Genomic DNA, 23,382 nt, shown 5'->3' with positions numbered 1-23,382 from the left:
GCTTGCGCGCGATGGGGTGCGGTAACCCCCATCGCGCGCAAGCGCGCTCCTACATATTATGGTGCGGCGTGGGGGCCCATCGCGCCGTATGGGAGAATCGCTTCCGAAGTGCCTGCGCCGGTGTGGTGGCCGATCGTACCGTAGGGCGTTACCGCCTCCGCGGGGGTGGCCGTACCCGCGCTGATGGCGCCGTAGGGGAGAATGGTCGCGACGGCGGCGCGCACGTCATGGTTGACGGCGCCGTACGGCAGGATCGTGCCGGCCTGGTGGGCCGCCGCGGTCGTGGCGATCGCGTGCGTGTCCGACATCGCCCAGGTGGCGGTTCCGACGAGGGCCAGGCCCAGGGCAATCAGGGAAATCGTCTTCATGGGGCGGGCTCAAGGGCATGACACCGAGATGGTGTCCGCGCCATGATCCGCTGCACCCCAGTTGTTATCCAATCGTTACTTACTATGCGATCGATAGGGCAGGTGAATGATTTACCGGCGTGCGGTCTTGGTAGCCTTCGACGCGTCCTGGTTCACCAGACGCTGCACGCCACCCCTGGCGATTTCCGTGAACTTTGCGGGGTCGCCAAAGGCGCGGGCCGTCAGCATCGCTCCGTAAACGGTCGCAATGAACGCTTCCGTTTCGGCGCTCGCCGCGCCGCGTAACTGGAAGACACCGACCTGCGCGCCGCGGGTCAGGATGGTTTCAAGCCATCGCGAGAGATCGCGAAAGTGCGCTCGCACGGCCTCCGCCAGGTTGTCCGGCAACGAAGGCAGTTCAGCGGCAAGCATCCCCGCGACGCAGAAGGGCGCCGTGGCATCAGTGATGCATTTCTCCCAGTAACCCACGTAAAACTGCAGCATCTGCAAGGGATCGAAATCGTTGCCCGCGAGGCGTTCCGTCTGGGCGAGGATGCCGGCCCGCGATTCTTCGACCACCGCAAGCGCGAGGTCGGCCTTGGTCGGAAAGTGGTGGTGGATGCTCGCCTTGCGTACCTGGACCTCCTCGGCGACGTCGGCGTAGCTGAAGCCGTTATAGCCGCGGGTCTGGATCAGGTAGCGCGCCGAATCGATCAGTTTTTGCTGGGTGCTCATGCGTATAGCCTACCATTAGGTAGGGCCATGGTTCAAAGAAGCGCAGCTGAACGGCGTATAGCGGTGACGATTGACCTGAAAACCTACCTACTAGTAGGCTGAGTGGACGTCACTAGGACCTATCTTCCGCATGAACTCCCTCCGTCACTTCTACTTCCTCCGCGCCGGCGTGGCCTTTGCCTGGGTGGCCCTCGTCGTCCTGCTTTCACAGCTTGGCGTCCCGGCGTTCGTCGCGGGCACGCTACTCGTGATCTACCCCCTGTGGGATGCCGTGGCCAACATCATCGATGTCCGACGCAACGGCGGACTGCGCGCCAACCCCGGGCAACAGTTCAACGCAGCGGTTAGCCTGGCGACCGCCGTGGCGCTCGTCATCGCGCTGGTGGTCGCCGGCAACAAGGGCGCACTGTTTGTCTTCGGCGTGTGGGCCCTGCTGTCGGGCGTATTGCAGCTGGCCGTGGGTATTCAGCGCCGGAAGCTCGGCGGCCAGGTTTTCATGATGATCAGCGGCGCGCAGTCGGCGCTGGCTGGCGTGGTGATGGGCATCCGGGCGTTCGGCGAGCCGCGCAGCATCGCGGAGCTCGCCCCTTACGCGGCCTTCGGTGGCGTGTACTTCCTGCTGGCCGCGTTGCGACTGACCTTCATGAAGCCCGCGAAGGCTGGCTACGCGGGCGATGCACGCTAAGCGCAACCCGGCTTACTGAAGGACGAACTTCTCGATCGCCAGGGCGACGCCATCTTCCGCATTCGTCGCCGTCTCGTAGCGAGCGGCGCGTTTCGCTGCGGGGATGGCGTTGCCCATCGCCACGCTGGTGCCGGCGAATTCGAGCATGGCGATATCGTTCTCATGGTCACCCAGCGCCATGACGCTATCCCGATGAATGCCGAGCCGGTCGGCCAGGGTCTTCAGGCTAGGGCCCTTGCCGGCGCGCTTGTCGAAGATGTCGAGGAAGGTGGCCGAGCTCTTCAAGGTGGCAAAGCGTGTCGACATGTCCGCCGGCAAGCGGGCGATGGCCGCGTCGAGGATCTCGGCCTGGTCGATCATCATCAGCTTGGGAAAGCGAAGGCCCTGCGGCATGTCCGTTACCGGCCGGTAGCTGAGCGGGGTGTGGGTCAGGTGCGAATCGGCCACGGTATAGACGCTGAGGTCGCGATCGGGGGTATACATCCGTTCGCCATCGAGCCCCTGGAAATGCACGCCGAGCTCGCGGGCGACCTCCGCGCAATAAAGATAGTCATCCAGGTCGAGGGTGAACTCGACCACGCGCTCGCCAGTGCCTATGTTCTGGACTACCGCGCCATTGAACGCGATGCAGTAATCGTTGCTTCCCTGGATACCCAGCTCGGCCAGGTAGTGAAGCAACCCTGAAACGGGGCGGCCACTGGCCAGCACAACGCGGACGCCGCGTGCCCGGGCCATGCCGATCGCGTCTCTGACACGGGAAGAAATGAGGTGGTTAGGGCTGAGGAGCGTGCCGTCCATATCAATGGCGATGAGCTCAATGGGGCGGCGTGGTGCGGTTTCCATGGGGGTGCGGGGACCGGTTTACTTTACTGATCGAATTGTACGACATTATGTAACTGTCACGTTCATGAAATCCTTACAACCCCGGGGCTACCTTTCGACCGATGCCCCATTTGATGGAGTCCGCATGAGTGCAGTGACGTCTTCCTCTGTTGCAGAGGCCTCGGAGGCCACGCCCAAGACGGGTCTGGTCGTCGGCATCGCAGTCATCGCTGCGCTCGGCGGGTTGTTATTTGGTTACGACACGGGTGTTATCGGCGTGGCATTGCTCGGCCTGGGTCGTCAGTTCGCGCTGGATGACACCACGAAACAGCTGGTCACGGGCGCCATCATCTTCGGCGCGTTGTTCGGCTGCCTGGCGACCGGTCCGTTCTCCGATAAATTAGGTCGCCGGCGCATGGTGATCTTCGTCGGCGTGCTGTTTGCCGTGGGCTCGATTGCCTCGGCACTCGCACCTTCTGTCGGCTGGCTGATCGCCGCGCGCTTCCTGCTCGGCCTTTCCGCTGGCAGCTCGACCCAGATCATTCCCGTGTACATCGCCGAAGTATCGCCGTCGAAACATCGCGGGAAGATGGTGACGCTGTTCCAGTTCATGGTGGTGTTCGGTATCACGGTGGCCTATTTCACAGGGTTTGTCCTGGGCGAGCACTGGCGCTGGATGTTTGGCCTGGGCGTGGTGCCCGCGATCGTCCTGTTGGGTGGCATGGCTTATCTTCCCGAGAGCCCGCGCTGGCTGGTGGCGGAAAAGCGCATCGACGAGGCGATGAAAGTGCTGGAGCGCGTGCGTGGCAGTGCCACTGCGGCGCGCGCCGAGATTGCCGAGATCGAGACCGTTGCGGAACAGGAGCCGACGAGCAGCTGGAGGGACATCGCCAAACCGTGGATCCGGCCCGCGGTGATCGTCGGCGCGGGCATTTCGATGTTCTCGCAGATCACCGGCAACAACGCGCTGATCTATTACGCACCCACGATCCTTACCAAGGCCGGGTTCTCTGACGAAGCCGCCGTGTTGGGCACCGGGGCAAGCACGGTGCTTCTGGTCATCATGACGGTGATCGGCAGTTTCCTGGTCGACAAGATCGGCCGGCGCACCTACCTGCTGTGGATGATCCCGGGCTCGATCGTCGCCCTGATCGTCATGGGCTTCATGTTCCAGGGCGCGGGTCCGCAGAACGATTTCAGCCGCTGGCTAACCGTGGGTTGCCTGGCGGCCTACATGATGTTGAATTGCGGCAGCTTCGGCATCTGCATCTGGCTGATCAACTCCGAGGTCTACCCGCTGTTCGTGCGTGGCAAGGGCGCGAGTATCGGTGCCTTCAGCCACTGGACCTTCGACTTGATCGTGACCCTGACGACACTGTCGCTCGTCACCTGGCTCGGTGCGACCCATACGTTCTGGCTGTATGCCGTGATCTCGGTGTTCGCGCTGGCCTTCGTGTATTACCTGGTGCCTGAAACCGCCGGCAAGAGCCTGGAAGAGATCGAGCACGAGTTGCGTGAGCACCGCTTCTATCCGTTCCAGAAGAAGCGGCTGGCACAACACTGAAAAACCCTGCGTCGTGACGGCCACCAGCGCCCGTGCGCTGGTGGCCGTTTTGTTTAGCTCTTGATGAACTCGAGGATATCCTTGTTGAGTTCATCGGCATGCACCGTCAGCATGCCGTGGGGGTAGCCCTTGTAGATCTTCAGCTTTGCGCCCGCGACCAGCTTGGCGGAGAGCACACCGGCGTCCTGGTAGGGGACGATCTGGTCGTCATCGCCGTGCAGGATGAGTGTCGGTACCTTGATCTTCTTCAGGTCTTCTGTGAAGTCGGTTTCCGAGAAAGCCTTGATGCAGTCGTAATGGGCCTGGATACCACCGTTCATGCCCTGGCGCCACCAGTTGTCGACCACGCCATCGATCGTCTTCACACCGGGGCGGTTGAAGCCGTAGAACGGCATCGGCACTTCGCGGTAGAACTGCGCGCGGTTGGCGGCGAGCTGCTTGCGCAGGCCATCGAACACCGAGATATCGAGCCCGCCCGGGTTGGAAGCGGACTTCACCATCACCGGCGGCACGGCACTGACGAGCACCATCTTTGCCACGCGACCTTCACCGTGCTGGGCGACATAGCGCGCGACTTCACCACCACCGGTGGAGTGGCCGATGTGCACGGCATTCTTCAGGCCCAGGTGGGTGACCAGCTCGGCGAAGTCGGACGCGTACGTGTCCATGTCGTTGCCGGTCGAGGTCTGTGTCGAACGGCCATGTCCACGACGGTCATGGGCGATAACGCGGAATCCCTGGGAAAGGAAGAACCACATCTGCGCATCCCAGTCGTCCGAGGACAGGGGCCAGCCATGGTGGAAGACGATGGGCTGGCCGGTGCCCCAATCCTTGTAATAGATCTGCACGCCTTCCTTGGTGGTGAAGATCGCCGACTCGGCGTTCTTCTTGCCTGCGCCGCCCTTGGCCGGCGCAGCCGCGCCCTTGGCACCTTCAGCGGCCAGGGCGCCGCCAGCGGCGACCATGGCACCGGCGGCAAGGCCCGCGGTGGCGACGAACTTGCGGCGGGGTGCGTCGTGCGATGGGTTGGTGTCGTCCGGGTGCTTCATGGGTCATCTCCTGGTTGGAGACGACAATATCCTTGAGTGGCCTTCCCGCGAATTGAAAGGAAGTGCGGGATTGAGATGGTTTCCGCACTTTTTTTGTTTTCGCGACTTATTTTTGGATCGAACCCATCGGCTCGGGCTGGTCGGTGAAGGCGTCTCCCGCCGCCTTGGCAGCCAAAGCCTCGAACTGATCCAGGGGGCACAAGGTCCGGCCACCGCAGGCAGGCTGCGTCAGCACTTTGCGGATGATGGCCTTGTCGGGCGCTACGTTCCCAGCGCGCAGGGCGGCCAGCGTCGGCATCGCCACGGAAAGGCGGACGGCCTTTCCACGGGAAGTCTGCACAAGGTCATAGACCAACGCACCGCCGGGTGGGTAGTCGTCCGCTTTCGTCGCCTCATGCCAATCCAGCCCGAGCAGGCCCGCTTGCGCCGCCAGGTCGGTGTCGTGTCCGATCAGTACCAGCACGCGGGTAACCGAGGGCACCAACGCCTTCACGCTGCCAGCATTTCCCGCGGCATCTGCCAGTGTCGCGACGACGTGCGCCAACATGTTCCCGCCGCGTCCACGCGAAGCGGCGGGGGTGGCGTGCGCAAGCTGGAACGATGCATTGTGCAGCCCGATGATCCGGGCAACGCCCGTGGCATCCAGCCGCCCCCAGCCGTATTGCGCGGCGGGCATGCCCTGGACGTAGCCCAGCATGATGTTTTCGGAAAGCGAGCCCGCGGTCTTCAGGGCCTTGGCCATGTCGTCGCCGAGGAGCACCTGCTTGCTTTCGGACCTGGCCTTTGCAAGGCATGCCTCGTCCTGGCAGCCGAGCAACACCTGCTGGAGTTCGGCCAGCGTGCGGCGAGTCGTTTCGCTGACGGCGGCCGGATCGATCCCAGCCTTGTCATCGTCATCGCCGCCACCGGTCCCGCGGAACAACGGGTCGTCCTGGCCCGACGGGAAGGCCTGGTAGGTCGGCGTGCACTTCGGTGAAAGACCTTCCAGCAGGGCCTCGGCGCTCGCACGGTTGCGCGGGGTGCTATCGGCGATGACCCGCACCTCGCCTTTGCACGCATCGTTGGGCAAGCCGGCGTCTGCCAGGTCCTTGCCCATGCGCTTGCCGAGCGAATGCAGCGTATCGATGCCATGCGGCGTGAGCTGCCCCGGAGCCACCGGCCACGCAGGCCAGGGCTCGGCGGCATATTTGGCGAGGTCCGCCGGCGCCTTCGTCGGCGATCGAATGCCGTGGCGCATCAGGATGATCCGCTGCAGCACGGGTTCTTTATCCGCCGGGCCGGAAGCGACAGCAACGGGAGCCACCAGGCCAAGCGCTACGCATAGCCACACCTTACGCATCGACATCGCCATGCCCCTTACAGTTTCAACGACAGGTCAAGGAACACGCCACGCCCCGGCAGGCCCCAGTACAAGGCATCGCCGCTGACGCTCTGCGTGCCAGCGTAGCCGATGAACTTGTGGACGTTGAACAGGTTGTTGACGTCCATGCTTACCGACCAGCCCTTGCCGGTCGGGCCGCCATCGGCACTACGGTAGCCTAGCGCGGCGTCGGTGGAGACGTAGCCGGCGAGCCGGTTGTCGTTGACGAAGACCGTCTGGCCGGCATCATCGGTGGCGTTGTCGCTGCCGTATTGCTTACCGATGAACTTGGTCATCAACGAACCGTAGTAGCCAAGCGGGCTGCTATACAGCAGGCCGAGCGCGGCGGTGACCTTGGGCGTGCCCGCGATCTGCGCGCTCGTATCCTTGTAGGTCGCCTTGTTGTACGTGGCATTGCCGTAGAGGCTGAGGGTCGGTGTCATCGCCCAGGTGCCTTCCACTTCCGCGCCCTTGTAGATGGCGCCGCCCGTATTCAGGTAAGTCGATTCCTGGCCTTCCGCCGTGTTCACCAGCGTGCTGGCGAGGTAGTTGCGGAAGTCGATGTAGTAAACATCCGCACCGAAGGTGAGCCCACGATCCGCGAAGGCAGTGCCGATCTGGTAGTTCGTGGTGGTTTCCGGGTCGAGCTTCTTCGCGCCGACCAGCTCGATCACATCGATCGGCGGGGCGAGGAAGCCCTTGGCCACCTGCGCATAGCCGGTCCACTGGTCGCTGAAGCTATCGTGCAGGCTCAGTGAGGGCAGGGCAGCGTTGTAGTTGGCGGAGTTGTACTGCGATGCCTGCGCGTTTTCCTTACTGATGGGCGCGTTCATCTGCCGGGTCACGGTGCTGTAGCGCACGCCAGGGCTTAACGTCAGCGCGTCGGTGATCGCCCAGTCGTACTGCACATAGGGCTGGAAGGTATCCGTACGGTCACGCAGGATGTAGTTGTACTGTGAGCCGTACTTGGTGCCGGTCCTCGCACCGGTGGTCAGGTCCAGGGGGAACTGGTAACGCGCATCCTGGCTGCGCTCGAGCCACGCACCGGTCTGCAGCTGGCCGGGGCCGAGCTCACGTTCAAAGCGCAACACATCACCGAACGAGTGGAAGCCGGAATCGGCGAGCTTGCCCGGAACATCGTTCTTCAGCGTCGAGACCTTCTTGCCGGCCGCGTTGTACAACGTGACGCCGTTATCCGCCGGGTTGTTGTCCGAGGCATCGGTGGCCTTGCGTGCCCAGTGGTCGAAGCTGTTGTAGTAAGCCTTGTTATCGACGCTCCACTCACCCAGGGTCGTGGCGAGACCCACGTACGTGAAGCTCGAGTAATATGCTGCGTTGTTGTAACCCTTGTAGCTCTGCAGCTTGGGATCGTTGCCCAGGCCGTAACGCCAGCCGAAATCATCGATCTCCTGCTTCGTCGCACCTTGCACGGTGTTCTGGTGTTCGCGGTTGTAGCTGGTGACGAAGGTGAGTGTCGTTTTCGGGGAGAGGTTGGTGATCGTCTTGATGAACGCGTGTTCGCGCTTATCGTCCGTGCCCTTCAGGTATGTGTCGCTCTTCTCTTTCGACAGGTCGGCGAAGACGCGGGTATTGCCGAGCGTCTCATCCACGGTCACGCCACCGGCCAGCGTGTTCCAGCTGCCGACCGTGGTGTAGAGGGTGATGCCATCCACCGCGCTTGGATCGCGCGAGCGCAGGCCGACCGTGCCGCCGAACGTCGCGTTGCCGATGGTCGAGCCGCCGCCCGGGCCGCGGTCGATCTCCGCCTGGCCGAGCACATGGTTGGTGAAATACGCCGAGGTGGTGTGGTGTAAATCGCTGGCGTCACCGAAGGGAATGCCATCGAAAGTGATGTTGAACTGGCCATCCTGGAAGCCGCGGATGCTGATGCCTTCGTTCTTGCCCATGCCCGGGCCTTCAGGCGACGTGACCGTCACACTGGGCGCGTACTTGATGATGTCGTCGAAGTTGGAATTGAAGCGCAGGCCATCACGGATGAAGCGTTCGTCGATCACCGAGGTCGGCTGGGTTGCCTCGAGCGGCGGCGCGCTAGGCGCGAGCGTATCGACCGTGTTGGCCTGGACGCTTACCGGGGCGAGGTCGCGCGGGGTGCCGTCGGCGTCGCCGATGGGCGGGAGTGCTTCCGCGCGGCGGGCTGCCGCGGTGCTTTTGTCGGCATGCGCGGCCGGCACCAGGGTGACGGTGCTGGCGGTGACGAACTGGTAATCCAGGCCAGTCCCCTGCAACAGGGTGTGCAACTGGCCCTTCGGTTCGAGGCCGGCCGGCACCGCCTTGCTGCGCAGCGCGTGCACGGCATCGGGGGTGTACACCACCTGCAGGCCGGTCTGGCGGGCGAAGGTATCGAGAGCCTGGTCGAGCGGCATGGCGGCGATGGGTGCTTCGGTCGAGGCCTGGGCCGCGATGGCCGACAAGGGCAGGGTGCCGAGCAACAGGGCAAGGTGGAAGGCGAGCTTGGTGCGCATGCGGTGGGACTCGTGAAGGGAGACGGGGCGCAGCGAGTGCGCATGCCATGTACGAGTCAGCGATACCGCGCTCGGGTACCGCTTTTTCCGTGAATTTTTTCTTACAGCCGTACCGTGTGGGTCGCCGGGGATTTGCGCACGATGTGTACGCCCGCCTCATCGCGGTGCACCTGCACACCGGGCAGCGTCTGCAGGTAGGCGACGAAGCCGGCCGGATCACGGGCGTGGAAGCGACCGCTGATGCGTGTGGCCGCGATCGAAGCGTCTTCGATCAGCAGCGGTGCCTGGCCATAGTCGTTGAAGCGCCGGGCCACGTCGGCGACGGGTGCATCGTGGAAGTCGATTTCCGCGGGAAGCCACGCGAGATCCTGCGAGAGATCGGTGCGTGCGGCGAGGTGGGAGAGGCTGCCATCGCTGGCCAGCGTCGCGCGCTCGCCGCCCTGCAGGCGGGCGACAACGCTCGGAGCCCGGGTGGTGCCTGGCTGCCAGGGCCAGCCCTCGGAAGGGGCGAGGACATCGACACGGCCGCTGAGTACGGTGACTTCGCCGCCGTCCTTCTTCGCGCTGACCTGAAACACGGTGCCGATGTCGCGCAGCACAGTGCGCCCGAGGGTCACATTGAGCGGCGCACTTGAATCGTGTCCTACATCGATGAGCATGGTGCCGCCGAGCACGGCGATATCACGCCGGGTCGCACCGAGGTTTACCCGGATCGAGCTACCACGATCAAGCTGAATACGGCTCCCGTCATCTAACTGGAGACTACGCATCCCATCGACCGGAGCGGCATAAACGATACCTTCCACAGGCGCGTCCCCACGGTGCCAGACAGCGACAGCCGCAAGCACAACCGAAGCCGCTACAGCCACCCCCGCCCATCGCCGAGCCACCCCCGGCCCCCGCATCGCACCGGTGACAACCCTTGCAGGAGCGCGCTCGCGCGCGATAGGTGCTCGCAACACCCCCTCCCCACGCGAATGCAACGCCACCACAGCAGGCTCATCCCCCGCCAATGCCACAAGCCCCGCCGCATCCAGCGGCTCCCGCCCCGCGGCCTCGCGCATTTCCTGGTCCCACTGCACGATCGCCATGTACTCACCGACATGCGAAGGCGAATGGCGCAGCCACTCAACGAACGCCGCGCGCGACGTTTCGTCCAACCCTTCACGGTTGGCCAGCAACCACTGCGCGGCTTCCTCGGTAATGCGCCGTGCCGCCGCCTGGCGGATCTCATCATGCATAACGCCCCATCCCTTGCCGGCACGCGGCCAGTCCTTTGACGATGTACTTCTTCACCATATGCACCGAAATATCCAGCTGATCGGCGATATCGCGATAGCTCAACTCATCGCGGTAATGCAGCACCAACACCGCGCGACACTTCGGCGACAAGCGCGCCATCAATTCATGCAGGCGCTTGCTGCGTACTTCGTGGTCAACGCCCGCAGCTGCTTCGCACGGTGTAACCAACCGATCGAGCACCTCATCGAGCCCGCCGTCCTCCCGGCCACCCGCCTGCCTGCCACCGGCACGCTGGCGGAGCAGGTTGGTCGCCACCGTGAAAAGGTAAGCCTCGGGGTTGCGAATCGAATCCGGGTCCGCCGATAGCAGCCTCAGGTACGTTTCCTGGACCATATCCTGCGCATCCCAGGCATGCCCGGCACGGCGGTGGATGTAACGCTGTAGCAAGCCATCCTGTTCAAGCAGGACATGAGCCAGGCCGGCGGCGGGATCGGACATCAGGGTCCCTTGGGGCGACCGCAAGTGCGGCAGGGCCGAAAGGGGCGGATGCTAGGCGGGGTATATGACGCTGGTGTTACGCGTCTTGATCAGCTACCGGCGGCGCGCGATTCCAGGGTTCGTTCGGCGCTCAATGCACAAAGGGCCGTCGCGTGAATACGTGCGAATGCCCACTCACCCAGATGGCGATGTCCTTAAGCAGGTGCTGCGAAGGAAACACCTGCCCATAAAAGATCACTCCGGCGAGGAGGGCACCCCCGCCGAGCAACCACGGCTTCCGCGCTGGCGCTCCGGCGGATCGGCGCAGCCCGTGAATGAACCAGGTCGCAATGATCGCGCCGAGCGTTGCTCCCATGATGACTTCTGAGACGCTATGCACTTCCAGTGCGAGGCGCGATACACCCACGGCGATACCTAAGGCTGCGCCGGCTGCCACAGCCATCCAGCTAATGGGTGGGCGGATATGTCGAACCAACAAGGCGGCCAGGCTAGGCCATGTGAGTACCGACAGCGCGGTATGCCCGCTGAGCCCGGTGTAATCCAGGCCAGGTGGACCGATACCCCAGGCCATGAACAGTAACTTGGAGAAGGCGACCAGCCCTCCACACGCGATGGCGGCGAGGCCCCAACGCAGCGCTTCGCGTCGGTCGCGCTCGACCACCAGCACGAATGCGATCCACGCGATAAGAGGCAGCAGCAACGCGCTGTCGCCAAAACGGGTAATGGCTTGCCACATCACAAGGCGTCAATCATCGTGGTTATCATGGTGGCGTTTCGCATCGTGCCTCGTTGTCAGATGTTCGGGAGTGTCGCGCCACATGTTCCAAAAGATCCTCATTACCTGTATCGGCAACATCTGCCGCAGCCCGACGGCCGAGTACCTGTTCCGACACCGGCTGGGTGAGGGCAGCAAGATACAGGTCTCCAGTGCTGGCCTTGGCGCGCTGACGGGTCACCCCATCGATGCCTCCGCGCTGGAGCTTCTGCGCGAGCATGGTATCGATGGCAGTGCGCATCGCGCACGCCAGCTGGACCGTTCACTCCTGCGCAGCGCCGATCTGGTGCTGGCAATGGAGCGGGACCATGTTGGTTCCATTACACGGATGGCGCCCGAGGCCAGCGGGAAGGTGTTCCTGCTGGATCGTTGGCTGGTGGGCCAGGATATCCCGGATCCTTTCCGGCAAAGCCGGCCCGCTTTCGAACATGTCTATACGCTTATCGATAACAGCGTAAACAGCTGGATGAAGTATCTCTAGTCGTAAGACGCGACGCCAGTCAGTTTTCAGTCCGGTTAGCTCGTGTACTGTCGGTAAGACGTGCCGAGTGTGAAAGGCGGGCATCGCCCCCTTTCAGTCAGTGCAGTCCAATGCGGGCCTTCCGTCTCACGACGTTGACAAGGCCCTACATTTCCACTTGCCGGACCACCGCTGATTTTGCCTTGGCCTGATGCCCGACAACGCGCGCTCGGCGCGCTACACCTCTTTGCCCTCGCTGGCTTCGCCCTGGTGCTTATCGCGCTAGCTGCGTGTTCGCCGGTATCGAGTGGCAGCGTGGAAGCCATCCGTCTCGCCGTGCACGGAGAAACCGTGCATCCCACGGCAGAATCGGTGGCGGCTTCACCGTATTACCAACTTCAGGCGAATGGTCCGGAGGGCGAGGCTATCCTCGTTCTCGGCAAGGTCGAAGACGGTCGGCTTGGCTGGTACGGGCGGGGCGATGACATTGTCTTCACGCGTGACGGCATGCTGATCAAGACGGTCGGCCTGCCGGAAAACCTCGATGCGACGGCACTGAGCGGTAGCGATAACCCCTTCATTCGCGGGCTGCAGCACGTCACAGCACCGTTGACTTATACGCGCACGATGGATTGGTCACCCGGGTACCGATACGGCGTGGTCATGCAGGCGACGCTGACGCCAGGCGCCATAGACGACATCACGATCCTTGGCACCCATCACGCATTACGCCGCTACGATGAGCACCTCAGTGGTCCCGCGGGCAGCTTCACCAACCGCTACTGGGTCGATCCCAGTGATGGTTTCATCTGGAAGAGTCGGCAATACGTGGCACCTGGTTTCGCGCTGGAACTGATCCAGCTGCGGCCTTACGCGGAGAAACACTCGTGAGGCGGCGCGTGTGGCTGGCGGGGTTCATGGTCCTCGTGGCCGTGAATGTCGCTATGGCGCAACAGGGCGGGATGTCTGCGAGTGCATCCGGTGAAGTTCGCCAGGGCGCCTCAGCCGTCTATCCGTCCGGCACCCGGTTGTCGAGCGTGGCGCTCGCCGCGAAGGTCCGTCCCGAGGCCTATATGGCCGGCGCGGCATGGCTGCGTCCCTCGCTGAAGGAGGACCAGATACGACTGAAGGCGGGTGTGGTCTTCGAGCTGGGTGTGATTCGCATGGGTGCGCTCACCGATGGTAACGCACCGCTTGGTCTCGCGGCGGCTGCCTTCCAGTCGTGGCTGAGGGAGCTCCCGGTGACCGGGCGTCGCACCAGTGTGGTGCTGGATCCCGACCGTCTGGAAGTGTCCCCATCCGATAACTGGCCGATCGAGGAGGGTGATGCGCTGTATTACCCGCGCCGCCCCGCCGACATCCGTATCGTGGGCGCCGTGGCGAAGCCTTGTAGCGTGCCTCAGGTCGGTCTGCAGGATGCGCGACGGTATCTCGCCCAGTGCCCACCGTCCGCCGCCGCGGATCCAGACATGATTTTCGTCATCCAACCTGATGGCACGGTCTTTCCGCAGAATATTGCACTGTGGAATCGTGACCCACCGCGCATTCTCGCGCCGGGGGCATGGATCTATGTGCCTTTCAATCGTAAGCGCATCGCGACGTCGACGGATGGCCAGTTCAACGAAGACGTAGCTGCATTCCTCTCGACCCAGCTGATCAACGCGGAGAATGCGCCTTGATGCGGGGCGGATCACGTCGGCGGCGACTGACCTTTCGCCAGGCCGCCGGGCGCGGGTGCTGCGCCGGACTTGTTCTCTGGGCTGGTGGCATCGCGAGTGTGCACGCGCAGGAGTACTACACGCAGAGTGATTTCGGTGGCGTGGGCCTGATGCAGACACCCACGGCGCGCATGGCCCAGGAGGGCGAATTCAGCTTCGTGCTGAGCCGCACCACGCCCTATACCAACTACAACGTCTCGATGCAGCCGATTCCGTGGCTGGAGGGCAGCTTCCGCTATACCAATGTGAGCAACCGCCTGTATGGCCCGCGCTCGCTGAGCGGCAGCCAGACGTACAAGGACAAATCGATCGACGTGAAGGCCCGCCTGTTCCAGGAAACCCGCTGGACGCCAGCCGTGGCATTTGGCGTGCGCGACATTGGCGGTACGGGCCTGTTCTCCAGCGAATTCCTCGTGGCAAGCAAGCGGGCGGGGCGCTTCGATGTCAGCCTGGGCATGGCCTGGGGTTACATCGGCAACCGTGGCGACATCTCGAATCCGCTGTCGATTATCAGCGACCGCTTCAATACGCGCCCCGCCAGTGGCACCGGCGCGACCGGTGCGCTGAGTATCAACAAGTTTCTGCGCGGTCGTCCAGGCATCTTCGGTGGCGTGGAGTATCACTCGCCGTGGGATTGGCTGGTGCTCAAGGCCGAGCTGGATGGCAATGACTACAAGCATCAACCGCAGAACAACAACCAGCCGCAGCGCTGGCCGGTGAACCTGGGTGCCGTGTTCCGTGTGAACAGGAACGTGGACCTTACCCTGGGTTACGAACGAGGTAACGTGGCCACCGCGGCACTGAACCTGCACGCGAATCTCGCGACCCATGTGGGGCCGGAGAAGTCGTTCGATCCGCCACCGGAACCGGTCTCGTTCACCAGTACACCGGTGACGACGATGCCCAGCGGGCCGACGCAGGGCACCGGAAAGGTGGCGGGTGATATCGCATCGACTCCGCTGGCCACGACGGCGTCCCCGGCCGACACGGCGCCCGAGCGCAAGCCGCCCGCACAGGTTGATTGGCCCCAGGTGGCGAAGACGTTGCGCGCGAATGCCGGCATTAATGTCAGTAGCATCCGCCAGCGTGGCTCGGAACTGGTGATCCAGGGTGAGCAGGAGCGCTTCTTTTACACGGCGGAGGCCGCCGGCCGGGCCACGCGCATCGTCGATAACCGCGTAGATAACAGCATCGATTGGGTGACCGTGACCAGCCAGCGCAACGGCCTGGATACGGTAGAAAGCAGCGTGCACCGGCCCCGCTTTATCGAACTCCTTGACCATCAGATCGACCTGCCCACGTTCCGGCGTAGCGTCGAGCAGGGTCCGGTGACCGCACGCGAGGAAGAGGTGCTTTACAACGCACCGCTGAAGCGCTTCACCGGCGGCACCTCGATCGGGTATCAGCAGAACGTCGGTGGTCCCGATGCGTTTGTGCTTTACCAGGTGTATGGCGCGGGCTATGGCACATTCAATTTCAGCCGCCACTTGTGGCTCGATGGCGTACTGGCAGTGAACATCGCCAATAACTACGACAAGTTCCGCTATGACGCGCCAAGCAACCTGCCGCGCGTGCGTACCGACGTACGCAAATACATCACCAGCTCGGATATCACCATGCCGAACTTCCAGCTCACCGGTACGAAGAAGCTAGGTGAGGATCTGTATGGCATGGCTTACGCCGGCATGCTCGAGAGCATGTATGCGGGTGTGGGGGGCGAGGTGTTGTATCGACCGTTTGGCGAACACTGGGCCTTCGGCGGTGATATCAACTGGGTGAAGCAGCGCGGCTTCGACCAGGACTTCTCGCTGCGCAAATACCATGTGATCACGGGGCAGGCGACCGGCTACCTCGACACGGGCTTTCACAACGTGACGCTCGCCGTTAGCGTCGGCCGTTACCTGGCGGGGGATTGGGGTACCACCGTCGATGTGTCCCGCCAGTTCGCGAACGGTACCCGCATGGGTGCGTATTTCACGGTGACCGACAAGTCGGGCAACTCTGGCTATGGCGAAGGTAGCTTCGACAAGGGCATCTATGTGTCGATTCCGTTCGATGCCTTGTTGCCGAATTCCTCACGCAACCGGGCCACGCTGATGTGGCAGCCGCTGGTGCGTGATGGCGGTGCCCGCCTCAACAAGCGCTATACGCTGTATACGATCACCAACGACCTCGACACCAACCAGTTCGATCAGAATCTCGGAAAAATCACCCAGTAACCCTGTAGGAGCACGCTTGCGCGCGATGGGCTTGTCGCAAGCACCCATCGCGCGCAAGCGCGCTCCTACAGGGTGGGTTATTTTTGCAGGGATCGGCCGCGGCCGATGCCGTAGTAGGCGAGGCCGGCTTCTTCGACGACCTGTGGGTCATAGAGATTGCGCCCGTCGAAGATCGCGGGTTCTTTTAGCATCGCCTTGATCCGGCTGAAATCCGGCGCGCGAAAGGCTTTCCACTCGGTCACCAGGGCCAGTACATCGGCACCTTCAAGCGCGTCGTAAGGTTTGGCGCAGAGCACCAGGTCGTCGCGCTCGCCATAGATGCGGGCTGTTTCTTCGCGGGCTTCGGGGTCATACGCGCGGACCTTCGCGCCTGCTTCCCACAGCGCCTCGATCAGGCGGCGGCTCGGTGCTTCGCGCATGTCATCGGTGTTCGGCTTGAAGGCCAGGCCCCACAAGGCGATGGTCTTGCCGGCGATGGCACCGTCGAAATGGCGGACGATCTGTGCGAAGAGCCGGGTCTTCTGCGCGTGGTTCACCGCTTCGACCATGGCCAGCAGGCGCGCATCGTAGTCGTGAGCCCGCGCGATCCTTTCGAGCGCCTGCACGTCTTTCGGGAAGCACGAGCCGCCGTAACCTGCACCGGGGTAGATGAAGTGATAGCCGATGCGGGGATCGGAACCGATGCCCTGGCGGACGAGCTCCACGTCCGCCCCTACACGCTCGGCGATGTTCGCGATCTCGTTCATGAAGCTGATCTTGGTCGCCAGCATGGCATTGGCGGCGTACTTGGTCAGTTCGGCGGAGCGCTCATCCATCACGACCATACGATCATGATTGCGGTTGAATGGCGCATAGAGCTTGCGCAGCCTGCCTACGGCGCGTTCGCTGGAGGCACCGACCACGATGCGGTCGGGTCGCAGGCAATCCTCGACGGCGTCGCCTTCCTTCAGGAATTCGGGGTTCGATACCACGTCGAAGTCGACCCCCGTGTCGCGGCTATTGAGTACCTCAGCCACTGCAGCGCGGACCTTGTCGGCCGTACCTACGGGTACGGTCGACTTGTTCACCACCACCGCGTAGCGATTGAGATGTTCGCCGATCGTACGCGCGACGCTTAGTACGTATTTGAGATCGGCGCTCCCGTCTTCATCGGGTGGCGTACCCACGGCAATGAAGATGATCTCGCCATGCGCGATCGCCGGCGCGGGATCGGTGGTGAAATCGAGCTGCCCGGCGGCGTAGTTGCGCTTGACGATCGGCTCGAGGCCGGGTTCATAGATGGGGATGATGCCCTTCCTGAGGCCCTCTACCTTGGCTTCGTCGATGTCTACGCAGACGACGTGGTTGCCCATTTCCGCGAGACAGGCGCCGGTGACAAGACCTACATAACCGGTACCAAAGATTGTGACCTTCATTCATGTCGCCTGTAGTACGGGAAAAACGTCTCCAGCGTTGTCCATCAAAGCTGACTGTCGCGATCCAGGTTGTACTGGGCGGTGGCCGCGTTGCTGATCAGGCCCGAGAGGGGGAGTAGCTGGCTGATGAAACGGTTCCAGCGGGTGATGCCGGCAGGGCCGACATAGATCACATCGCCGGGTTCGACCGCGAACTGGCTGGCCACGGCAAACGCGGACGGCGAGTTGTTGTCGAGCTGGAAGATGGTGGCGGGCGCCTTTTCCATGTTTTCCACGCCACGGATCACGTAGACGGACTTGCCGCGCGCGCTGGTCTGGTTCAGGCCACCCGAACGGCCGAGGGCCTGGGTGAGGTTGAGATCGCTGGTCTTGAACGAGATGGCCTGTGGGCGGAGCACCTCGCCAAGCACATACACCTCGTGGTTATCGTTGTACGGCAGATAGACGGTGTCACCGCCCTTCAGGAAGATGTCCTGGCCGCCCTGAAGCGTGTGTGAGAGCTTGTCCAGGTCGAGATGGTATTCGTGGTTATCACGGCGCAGCACGACATTGGACAGATCGGCGATCGAGGCGTTGACTCCCGCCGAGCCGACGGCCTGTGAAAGCGTGAGCGGCGCGACGGTGATGTTCTGCGGCGTCGTATTGGTGAACGCGCCGCCCATCGTCACGCGCTGGCTGGCGAAACCGACGATGCTGATATCGACCTGCGGCTTGGCGATGTACTTGGTCAAGCGGTTCGAGATCTCGGTACGCAGTTGCTCGATCGTAAGACCGGCTGCGTTGATCTGGCCGACGTAGGGATAGAACAGGGTGCCATCAGGACGCACGAGACGGCCATTGGCGGCCGTCTGCTGTTGCGAGCCTGCGGGGGACGTCAGTTCCGGGTGCTCCCACACGGTGATGTAGAGCGAGTCACCGGCGCCGATGTGGTAGTCGTCCGGCTTGTACGCGGTAAGGGCGGGATCAAGGCTGGCGGGTGTGGCCGAGGCCTTGTCCATCGCGATGAGCTTCGGGGTGATGGGGACGAGCTGATAACGCGCGCCCGTGGCGGTCTTCTTGTCGTTCAGCTCGAACGTGTTCATGTGCTGGCCGGGGGCCAGGACGCATGCATGCAAGAACATGCAGCATCCGGCCAGACCGAGGGTCGGCAGGAACTTCATCGTGCGCGGATTCCTTGGAAAGCGACGGCCCGGAATCGGACGGCCCACTACTTAAACCGACCCAGCATTAACTGATCGGGAACGCATCGGACGTCTGGACGTCCATTTATGAACACAGCACCATTTTAGTGCGTGCCACCCGTTCCGCCGGTGCCACCCGTGCCGCCGGTACCACCCGTACCGCCTGTTCCACCCGTGCCGTCATTACCGGTGCCGGTGGCGGAATTAGCGGTTGCGCCGGTAGCGGCCGCCATGGCCGCGGTGCCTGCGCCCACGCGTGCGGGAGCGACGGCGCCTTGCGATGCCTGGCGTGCTTGTGCGGGCGTAGCGATGCGTGCGCCCTGCGCAGGCGCGTTTTCGGTGTTTGCTGGCTGTGCGGTGGGTTGCGTGGCTTCGCGCTGGGTCTGGGCCCACAGCGGTGCTGCAACGGCGAAGATGGCGCATGCGATTAGCAGACGTTTCATGTCTGATCTCCTGCGATGTATGAATGACTGAATGAAAGTATGCGCGTCATTTGGAACGCAAGTGCGTTCATGTATGCATGTGTGCAGTCGACTACGCACGTACATTCACTGCTATCAACATGGCAACAAGCAAGTCATTCCGCTGAACGTCAAAGTTCAGCAAGTGTTTCTGTGAAACGTGTCAGGTTTTAGCGCATGCCTCGTTGCCGTGAATTTCGTGGCGATGCAGCATCTACTCATATCGCTGTGCTGCGAGAGTGGTGAGCTAACTGAATCCGGTGCTCCGCGGATTCGGGTAATAGCGTGTTGAACCGATTCGAGCTCCTGGATGGAGACTCGCTGGTTCTACAGGGGGCACGTACCTTGGCGCGTCGGCGTGGCCGGCAGTGTCTTTTGGCAGAAGGTACTTGTCATGCAACTGAAAAAAATCAACGCTTTAGTTGATCTGGAGCTACGTGTAGGTGACCTGATGAGTGCGGTCACGGCGGCTCACCTGGCCTATCTGGCTCGCTTTCAGGGCGAGGCGATGGACAGTACCTATGCCGCCGCCATGGTCATTCTTGTGTTGTTCACATTAGTCGCTTCGATGGTGTTCCGCGTCTACGAACAGCCACTTGGTGAGCGTCCGATCAGTCAATTCTTGCGCATCGCATCATCGTGGACCATCGCGTTCGCGGGACTTATGGTGATGGGCTACCTACTGAAGATCGGCGACGCATTCTCGCGTGGCTGGGTGTTGCTGACACTTCCGCTGGGTCTCATCGGCTTTGCGTTGGTGAGACTCATCGCGCTTGTTGCGTTGCGTCGGTTGCGTACGCGTGGCGAAGGCATCGCGCGTTGCCTGCTTGTCGGGGCGACCGATTCAGGATTGCACATGCTCGAGCAGGTCCGTGCGAATCCGGCCCTGGGCATGGATATCACCGCCTATGTGAAAACGAGCTACGACCACGCGGTGCCTGATGGCGTGCCAAAGGCAGGCTCGCTGCTGGAGCTGGAGGACATCCTGCTCCGCGGCGAGTGGGATGAAGTGCTCATCGCCTTGCCCGTGAGTGCGAATCGCGCGATTACATACGCGATGGACCGCATGGAGCAGCACGTGGTGACCGTGAAGTTCGTGCCCGACCTCCTGGGTCGCCAGCTCATCAATCACCAGATGGAAGATTGCGGTGGTGTGCCTATCGTGACCTTGCGTTCAAGCCCGCTCGAGGGCCAGGCCTGGCTTGTGAAGAATATCGAGGATCGTCTGTTGGCAGGCGCGATCCTGCTGATGATTTCGCCGATCATGCTGGCACTCGCGCTCGGCGTGAAGCTCTCCAGCCCGGGGCCGGTGCTTTATCGCCAGCGCCGCATTGGCCTGGATGGCAAGGACTTCGAGATGCTCAAGTTCCGCTCGATGCCCGTGGATATGGAAAAGAGCGGGACGGTCGCATGGGGCGGTGCACAGAACAAGACCACTACCCGATTCGGCAAATTCATCCGCCAGACCAGTCTCGATGAGCTTCCGCAGTTCCTGAATGTATTGCGGGGAGACATGTCGATTGTCGGTCCCCGCCCTGAACGTCCCATGTTCGTGGAGCAGTTCAAGGGCGAGATCGATGGGTATATGCACAAGCACCTTGTGAAGGCCGGCATCACCGGCTGGGCGCAGGTGAATGGGTGGCGCGGCGATACGGACCTGACACGGCGTATCGAGCACGATCTCTACTACATCAACCACTGGTCGCTCGCATTCGACCTGCGGATCATCTTCCTGACGATCTTCAAGGGTTTCGTGCATAGCGAGAACCAGTCGTCATCGCGGACCGGTGTCACAGCGGCGTCTGCTGCGGCAGGGACGGTGATTGAACCGGCGGTTGAGGAATCACGGTAACGCTTGTGCGGGGCGGGCGTCCTGGTGGGCGCTGTCGCGCGCAAGCGCGCTCCTACAGAAAGGGCTTTTGCTTGAACATATTGGTATGTGGTGGGGCGGGCTATGTGGGCTCGCATATGGTGCGCTATCTGCTCGAAAAAGGGCACGAGGTGGTCGTTTACGACAACCTCTCGACGGGGCATCGTGAGTCGGTGCCAGCGGGGACGCCGTTCGTGCATGGCGACATCGGCGATGCGGGCAAGCTCGCCCGCGTCTTCGCCGATCACACGTTTGGCGCAGTGATGCACTTCTGTGCGCGTTCGCTGGTCGGCGAATCCGTGATCGATCCGTATGCGTACTATGAGAACAACGTGGGCAACACCATCGCGCTTCTCGATGCCATGCGCCACGCGGGCGTGGATCGCCTGGTGTTCTCGTCCACGGCGGCCGTCTTTGGCCATCCGGTCTCGGCGACCATCGATGAAAGCCACCCGACAACGCCGATCAATCCCTATGGCCAGAGCAAGCTGATGATTGAGCAGGTGCTCGCCGATGCCGCGAAGGCCTATGGCTTGCGCTCCGTCGCCTTGCGTTACTTCAATGCCGCCGGTGCGTCCGCATGCGGTTCGATCGGTGAAGCGCACGATCCGGAAACCCACTTGATCCCCAATGTGCTGAAAGCCGTGCTAGGGCATGGCAAGGGGCTGAAAGTGTTCGGAAGCGACTACGACACGCGCGATGGCACCTGCGTACGCGATTACGTCCATGTCAACGACCTGGCGTCTGCTCATTTGCTCGCGATCGACTACATGGCGCGCAACGAGGGCGCCTTCACCTTCAACCTGGGTAACGGTGAAGGATTCACCGTGCGCGAAGTCATCGCGGCAGCGGAAAAGGTGACCGGGCGTCCCGTGCCGCATGAGTTCGCCGAACGCCGTGAGGGCGATCCTGCAGTGCTTGTCGCTTCCAGCCAGCAGGCGCACACCGAGCTCGGCTGGCGGCCGGAGATGGCGCGGATGGAAGACATCCTCGCTTCGGCGTGGCAGTGGCACCTCCAGCCGAAGTTCTGAAGCTACCCGCCTAGCTGGCGGTGAGCTGGCCGATCAGCTGCATGGCGTTCGGCACCGGCTTACCGTCGGCGAAGCATGCCTTCACCAGGGCGTTCACCTGGGCTAGCGTCGGCCGCTCGCTGCGGAAGCGATCAAGCATGACGTGGTCGGCACTCGAGCCGGGCTGTATGCCCTGGGCTTTCGCGGCGCCGGCGGCGGTCGCGAACATCCGGTTTTCCCCTAACCGGGTGGCCGTCGCCACCTGCATATCGATCCCCGGTGATTGCGGCGAAACCACGATGTTGTCATGGATCGCCGTGCTACTCGGTACGCCTTTCCAGCTTGTGGCCTTGAAGACGGTGACCTCGGCGCCGGGGATCGGCTTTTCCGGGATAATGATGATGTTGTTATAGATCTGGCTGCCGCTGACCGGGCCCGAGATGCGCAGGCTCGCACTATCCGTCTTGCGCAGGGCATCGTTGATGCTCACGTTGAAGCGCACCACGGTGCCGGTGTTGCCGATGTCACCGCCACTTCGGCCATCGTTGCAGACCAGGGCCATCCCGCCCACGTTATCGTGGCTGTAGTTGTACTGGATCAGCGTATTCCGGCAGCGGAAATCGGAATCGTAGGCCTGGCCATCGGTGTACGCCTTGTGGTCGCTGACCTCGTTGTACTGGACCGTCGTGTTATCGCAATCGAACGGCCAGATGCCCGCTGCCGCTTCGCCACGGGGCAGGGGGCCGCACTTGCTGATCGTGTTGTGCTCGACGATGGCGCCATCACAACCGCGGACCAGGATACCGTCACCTGGCACGCCGGTAAGGTGATTACCGCGCACGATCACGCCCCTGGCCAGGCCACCCTGCCGATTGCCTGCGCCGAGGAAGAGGATGCCGTCGCGCTGGGTGTTCGTCAGTACGTTATCGGTGATGACGAGGCCGTCGTAGCGTGTCGGTCGGCTCTTCCCCTGCGCCTCGACCAGGATACCGCTGCCGCCCCCGTTCTTCTTCACCGGTACGCCGTTCACGTCGCGCACGTGAAGGCCTTGCACGGTGATGCCGTGGGCGACGCCGTAGTCCTGGTGGAACAGATGCACGCCCGTACGCTTCGCCGCAGGCTGGGGCCCCTGGTTCGATACCTCGAGGTTACGGAGCGTCCAGTACTCGATGTTTTGCAGACGTATGGTGGAAGGGGCCTCGCCGTCGGCATGCAGGTGCGGCAACGCACCCTGGCCATAGGCATCCACGACGATCGGCGCACCGGCGCTGCCGGAACCCTTGGGAAGGAAGGCACCCGGATAGTCGCCACCGCGCTTGAACAGAATGCGGTCACCAGGCCCGAAGGTTTGCCTGTTCAGCCGATCAAGACTGCGAAACGCCTGCGCCTCACTGCCGCCGGCGTGAGCGTCATCCCCGCCGTGACTGTCCACATACCACGTCTTCCCGCCAGCGGCAGCCCGCACTCGCGCGAACGGAAGCGCGGCAA

21 protein-coding genes are annotated in these 23,382 nt (G+C 62.7%); 8 read left to right on the top strand and 13 right to left on the bottom strand.

Features of this window, described 5'->3' with window-relative positions; genetic code table 11:
- Positions 1 to 56 precede the first annotated feature (56 nt).
- Together VGN46_RS00605 and VGN46_RS00600 are read right to left on the bottom strand one after the other, a co-directional pair.
- Positions 57 to 368 carry a hypothetical protein gene (locus VGN46_RS00605; RefSeq protein ID WP_331639522.1) on the bottom strand — a complete coding sequence of 104 codons (312 nt, stop codon included), beginning with the start codon at positions 366 to 368 and terminating at the stop codon, positions 57 to 59.
- Between the two features lie 111 nt (positions 369 to 479).
- A complete protein-coding gene (locus VGN46_RS00600; RefSeq protein WP_331639520.1) occupies positions 480 to 1,082 on the bottom strand; it encodes a TetR/AcrR family transcriptional regulator in 603 nt (200 codons plus the stop codon).
- A 130-nt stretch (positions 1,083 to 1,212) separates the two neighbouring features.
- On the opposite strand from VGN46_RS00600, the gene VGN46_RS00595 reads away from it, so the two are divergent.
- The gene (locus VGN46_RS00595) at positions 1,213 to 1,767 is read left to right on the top strand and encodes a hypothetical protein (protein ID WP_331639518.1); all 555 of its coding nucleotides are present in this window, start codon (positions 1,213 to 1,215) and stop codon (positions 1,765 to 1,767) included.
- A 12-nt stretch (positions 1,768 to 1,779) separates the two neighbouring features.
- Here VGN46_RS00595 and yidA read toward each other — a convergent pair whose 3' ends face one another.
- Positions 1,780 to 2,610: a sugar-phosphatase gene (gene yidA / locus VGN46_RS00590; RefSeq protein ID WP_331639516.1), complete on the bottom strand. Its 831-nt coding sequence runs from the start codon at positions 2,608 to 2,610 to the stop codon at positions 1,780 to 1,782.
- A gap of 124 nt (positions 2,611 to 2,734) precedes the next feature.
- On the opposite strand from yidA, the gene VGN46_RS00585 reads away from it, so the two are divergent.
- On the top strand, positions 2,735 to 4,153 hold the full coding sequence (locus VGN46_RS00585) for a sugar porter family MFS transporter (protein ID WP_331639514.1): 1,419 nt from the start codon (positions 2,735 to 2,737) through the stop codon (positions 4,151 to 4,153).
- Between the two features lie 53 nt (positions 4,154 to 4,206).
- Here the strand turns inward: VGN46_RS00585 and VGN46_RS00580 are convergent, their stop codons facing one another.
- The 6 genes from VGN46_RS00580 to VGN46_RS00555 all read right to left on the bottom strand — a co-directional run bounded on the left by VGN46_RS00580 (position 4,207) and on the right by VGN46_RS00555 (position 11,521).
- Positions 4,207 to 5,202 (bottom strand): alpha/beta hydrolase, encoded by a 996-nt coding sequence (locus VGN46_RS00580; RefSeq protein ID WP_331639512.1) that lies wholly within the window; start codon positions 5,200 to 5,202, stop codon positions 4,207 to 4,209.
- Between the two features lie 106 nt (positions 5,203 to 5,308).
- Positions 5,309 to 6,547, bottom strand: a complete 1,239-nt coding sequence (locus VGN46_RS00575; protein ID WP_331639510.1) for a histidine-type phosphatase — start codon at positions 6,545 to 6,547, stop codon at positions 5,309 to 5,311.
- Positions 6,548 to 6,558: 11 nt separating this feature from the next.
- Positions 6,559 to 9,045, bottom strand: a complete 2,487-nt coding sequence (locus VGN46_RS00570) for a TonB-dependent receptor (RefSeq protein ID WP_331639508.1) — start codon at positions 9,043 to 9,045, stop codon at positions 6,559 to 6,561.
- Positions 9,046 to 9,146: 101 nt separating this feature from the next.
- Positions 9,147 to 10,286: a FecR family protein gene (locus tag VGN46_RS00565; protein ID WP_331639506.1), complete on the bottom strand. Its 1,140-nt coding sequence runs from the start codon at positions 10,284 to 10,286 to the stop codon at positions 9,147 to 9,149.
- Entirely contained in the window at positions 10,279 to 10,785 is a 507-nt protein-coding gene (locus VGN46_RS00560) for a sigma-70 family RNA polymerase sigma factor (RefSeq protein WP_331639504.1), read from the bottom strand. The genes VGN46_RS00565 and VGN46_RS00560 overlap by 8 nt, the downstream gene beginning before the upstream one ends.
- 130 nt (positions 10,786 to 10,915) lie before the next feature.
- Complete coding sequence (locus VGN46_RS00555) at positions 10,916 to 11,521, bottom strand: phosphatase PAP2 family protein (RefSeq protein ID WP_331639502.1); 606 nt, start codon at positions 11,519 to 11,521, stop codon at positions 10,916 to 10,918.
- 82 nt (positions 11,522 to 11,603) lie between these two features.
- Between VGN46_RS00555 and VGN46_RS00550 the strand changes: the two genes are divergently transcribed.
- From VGN46_RS00550 to VGN46_RS00535, 4 genes are all read left to right on the top strand, one after another.
- Positions 11,604 to 12,041: a low molecular weight protein-tyrosine-phosphatase gene (locus VGN46_RS00550; protein ID WP_331639500.1), complete on the top strand. Its 438-nt coding sequence runs from the start codon at positions 11,604 to 11,606 to the stop codon at positions 12,039 to 12,041.
- A gap of 294 nt (positions 12,042 to 12,335) precedes the next feature.
- Positions 12,336 to 12,911 (top strand): YjbF family lipoprotein, encoded by a 576-nt coding sequence (locus tag VGN46_RS00545; protein ID WP_331639498.1) that lies wholly within the window; start codon positions 12,336 to 12,338, stop codon positions 12,909 to 12,911.
- Complete coding sequence (locus tag VGN46_RS00540) at positions 12,908 to 13,699, top strand: capsule biosynthesis GfcC family protein (RefSeq protein ID WP_331639496.1); 792 nt, start codon at positions 12,908 to 12,910, stop codon at positions 13,697 to 13,699. Before VGN46_RS00545 ends, VGN46_RS00540 begins: the two co-directional genes overlap by 4 nt.
- Positions 13,700 to 13,797: 98 nt before the next feature.
- Positions 13,798 to 15,957 (top strand): YjbH domain-containing protein, encoded by a 2,160-nt coding sequence (locus tag VGN46_RS00535; RefSeq protein WP_331639494.1) that lies wholly within the window; start codon positions 13,798 to 13,800, stop codon positions 15,955 to 15,957.
- Positions 15,958 to 16,034: 77 nt separating this feature from the next.
- On the opposite strand, the gene VGN46_RS00530 is transcribed toward VGN46_RS00535, so the two are convergent.
- From VGN46_RS00530 to VGN46_RS00520, 3 genes are all read right to left on the bottom strand, one after another.
- Positions 16,035 to 17,372, bottom strand: coding sequence for a UDP-glucose/GDP-mannose dehydrogenase family protein (locus VGN46_RS00530; RefSeq protein ID WP_331639492.1), 1,338 nt, complete (start codon positions 17,370 to 17,372; stop codon positions 16,035 to 16,037).
- 44 nt (positions 17,373 to 17,416) lie between these two features.
- Complete coding sequence (locus tag VGN46_RS00525; protein ID WP_331639490.1) at positions 17,417 to 18,532, bottom strand: polysaccharide biosynthesis/export family protein; 1,116 nt, start codon at positions 18,530 to 18,532, stop codon at positions 17,417 to 17,419.
- Between the two features lie 125 nt (positions 18,533 to 18,657).
- Complete coding sequence (locus VGN46_RS00520) at positions 18,658 to 18,996, bottom strand: hypothetical protein (RefSeq protein WP_331639489.1); 339 nt, start codon at positions 18,994 to 18,996, stop codon at positions 18,658 to 18,660.
- Positions 18,997 to 19,408: 412 nt separating this feature from the next.
- Here VGN46_RS00520 and VGN46_RS00515 point away from each other — a divergent pair, with 412 nt between their 5' ends.
- A complete protein-coding gene (locus VGN46_RS00515; RefSeq protein WP_331639487.1) occupies positions 19,409 to 20,866 on the top strand; it encodes an undecaprenyl-phosphate glucose phosphotransferase in 1,458 nt (485 codons plus the stop codon).
- 71 nt (positions 20,867 to 20,937) lie between these two features.
- Positions 20,938 to 21,915, top strand: a complete 978-nt coding sequence (galE, locus tag VGN46_RS00510) for a UDP-glucose 4-epimerase GalE (protein ID WP_331639485.1) — start codon at positions 20,938 to 20,940, stop codon at positions 21,913 to 21,915.
- Between the two features lie 10 nt (positions 21,916 to 21,925).
- On the opposite strand, the gene VGN46_RS00505 is transcribed toward galE, so the two are convergent.
- The gene (locus tag VGN46_RS00505) at positions 21,926 to 23,326 is read right to left on the bottom strand and encodes a right-handed parallel beta-helix repeat-containing protein (RefSeq protein WP_331639483.1); all 1,401 of its coding nucleotides are present in this window, start codon (positions 23,324 to 23,326) and stop codon (positions 21,926 to 21,928) included.
- Positions 23,327 to 23,382: the final 56 nt, after the last annotated feature.

It is taken from the genome of Luteibacter sp. (assembly GCF_036500425.1).
Taxonomy (GTDB): domain Bacteria; phylum Pseudomonadota; class Gammaproteobacteria; order Xanthomonadales; family Rhodanobacteraceae; genus Luteibacter.
Note: the sequence above shows the minus strand (reverse complement) of the source record. Positions and strands in the feature narration are given on the sequence as shown.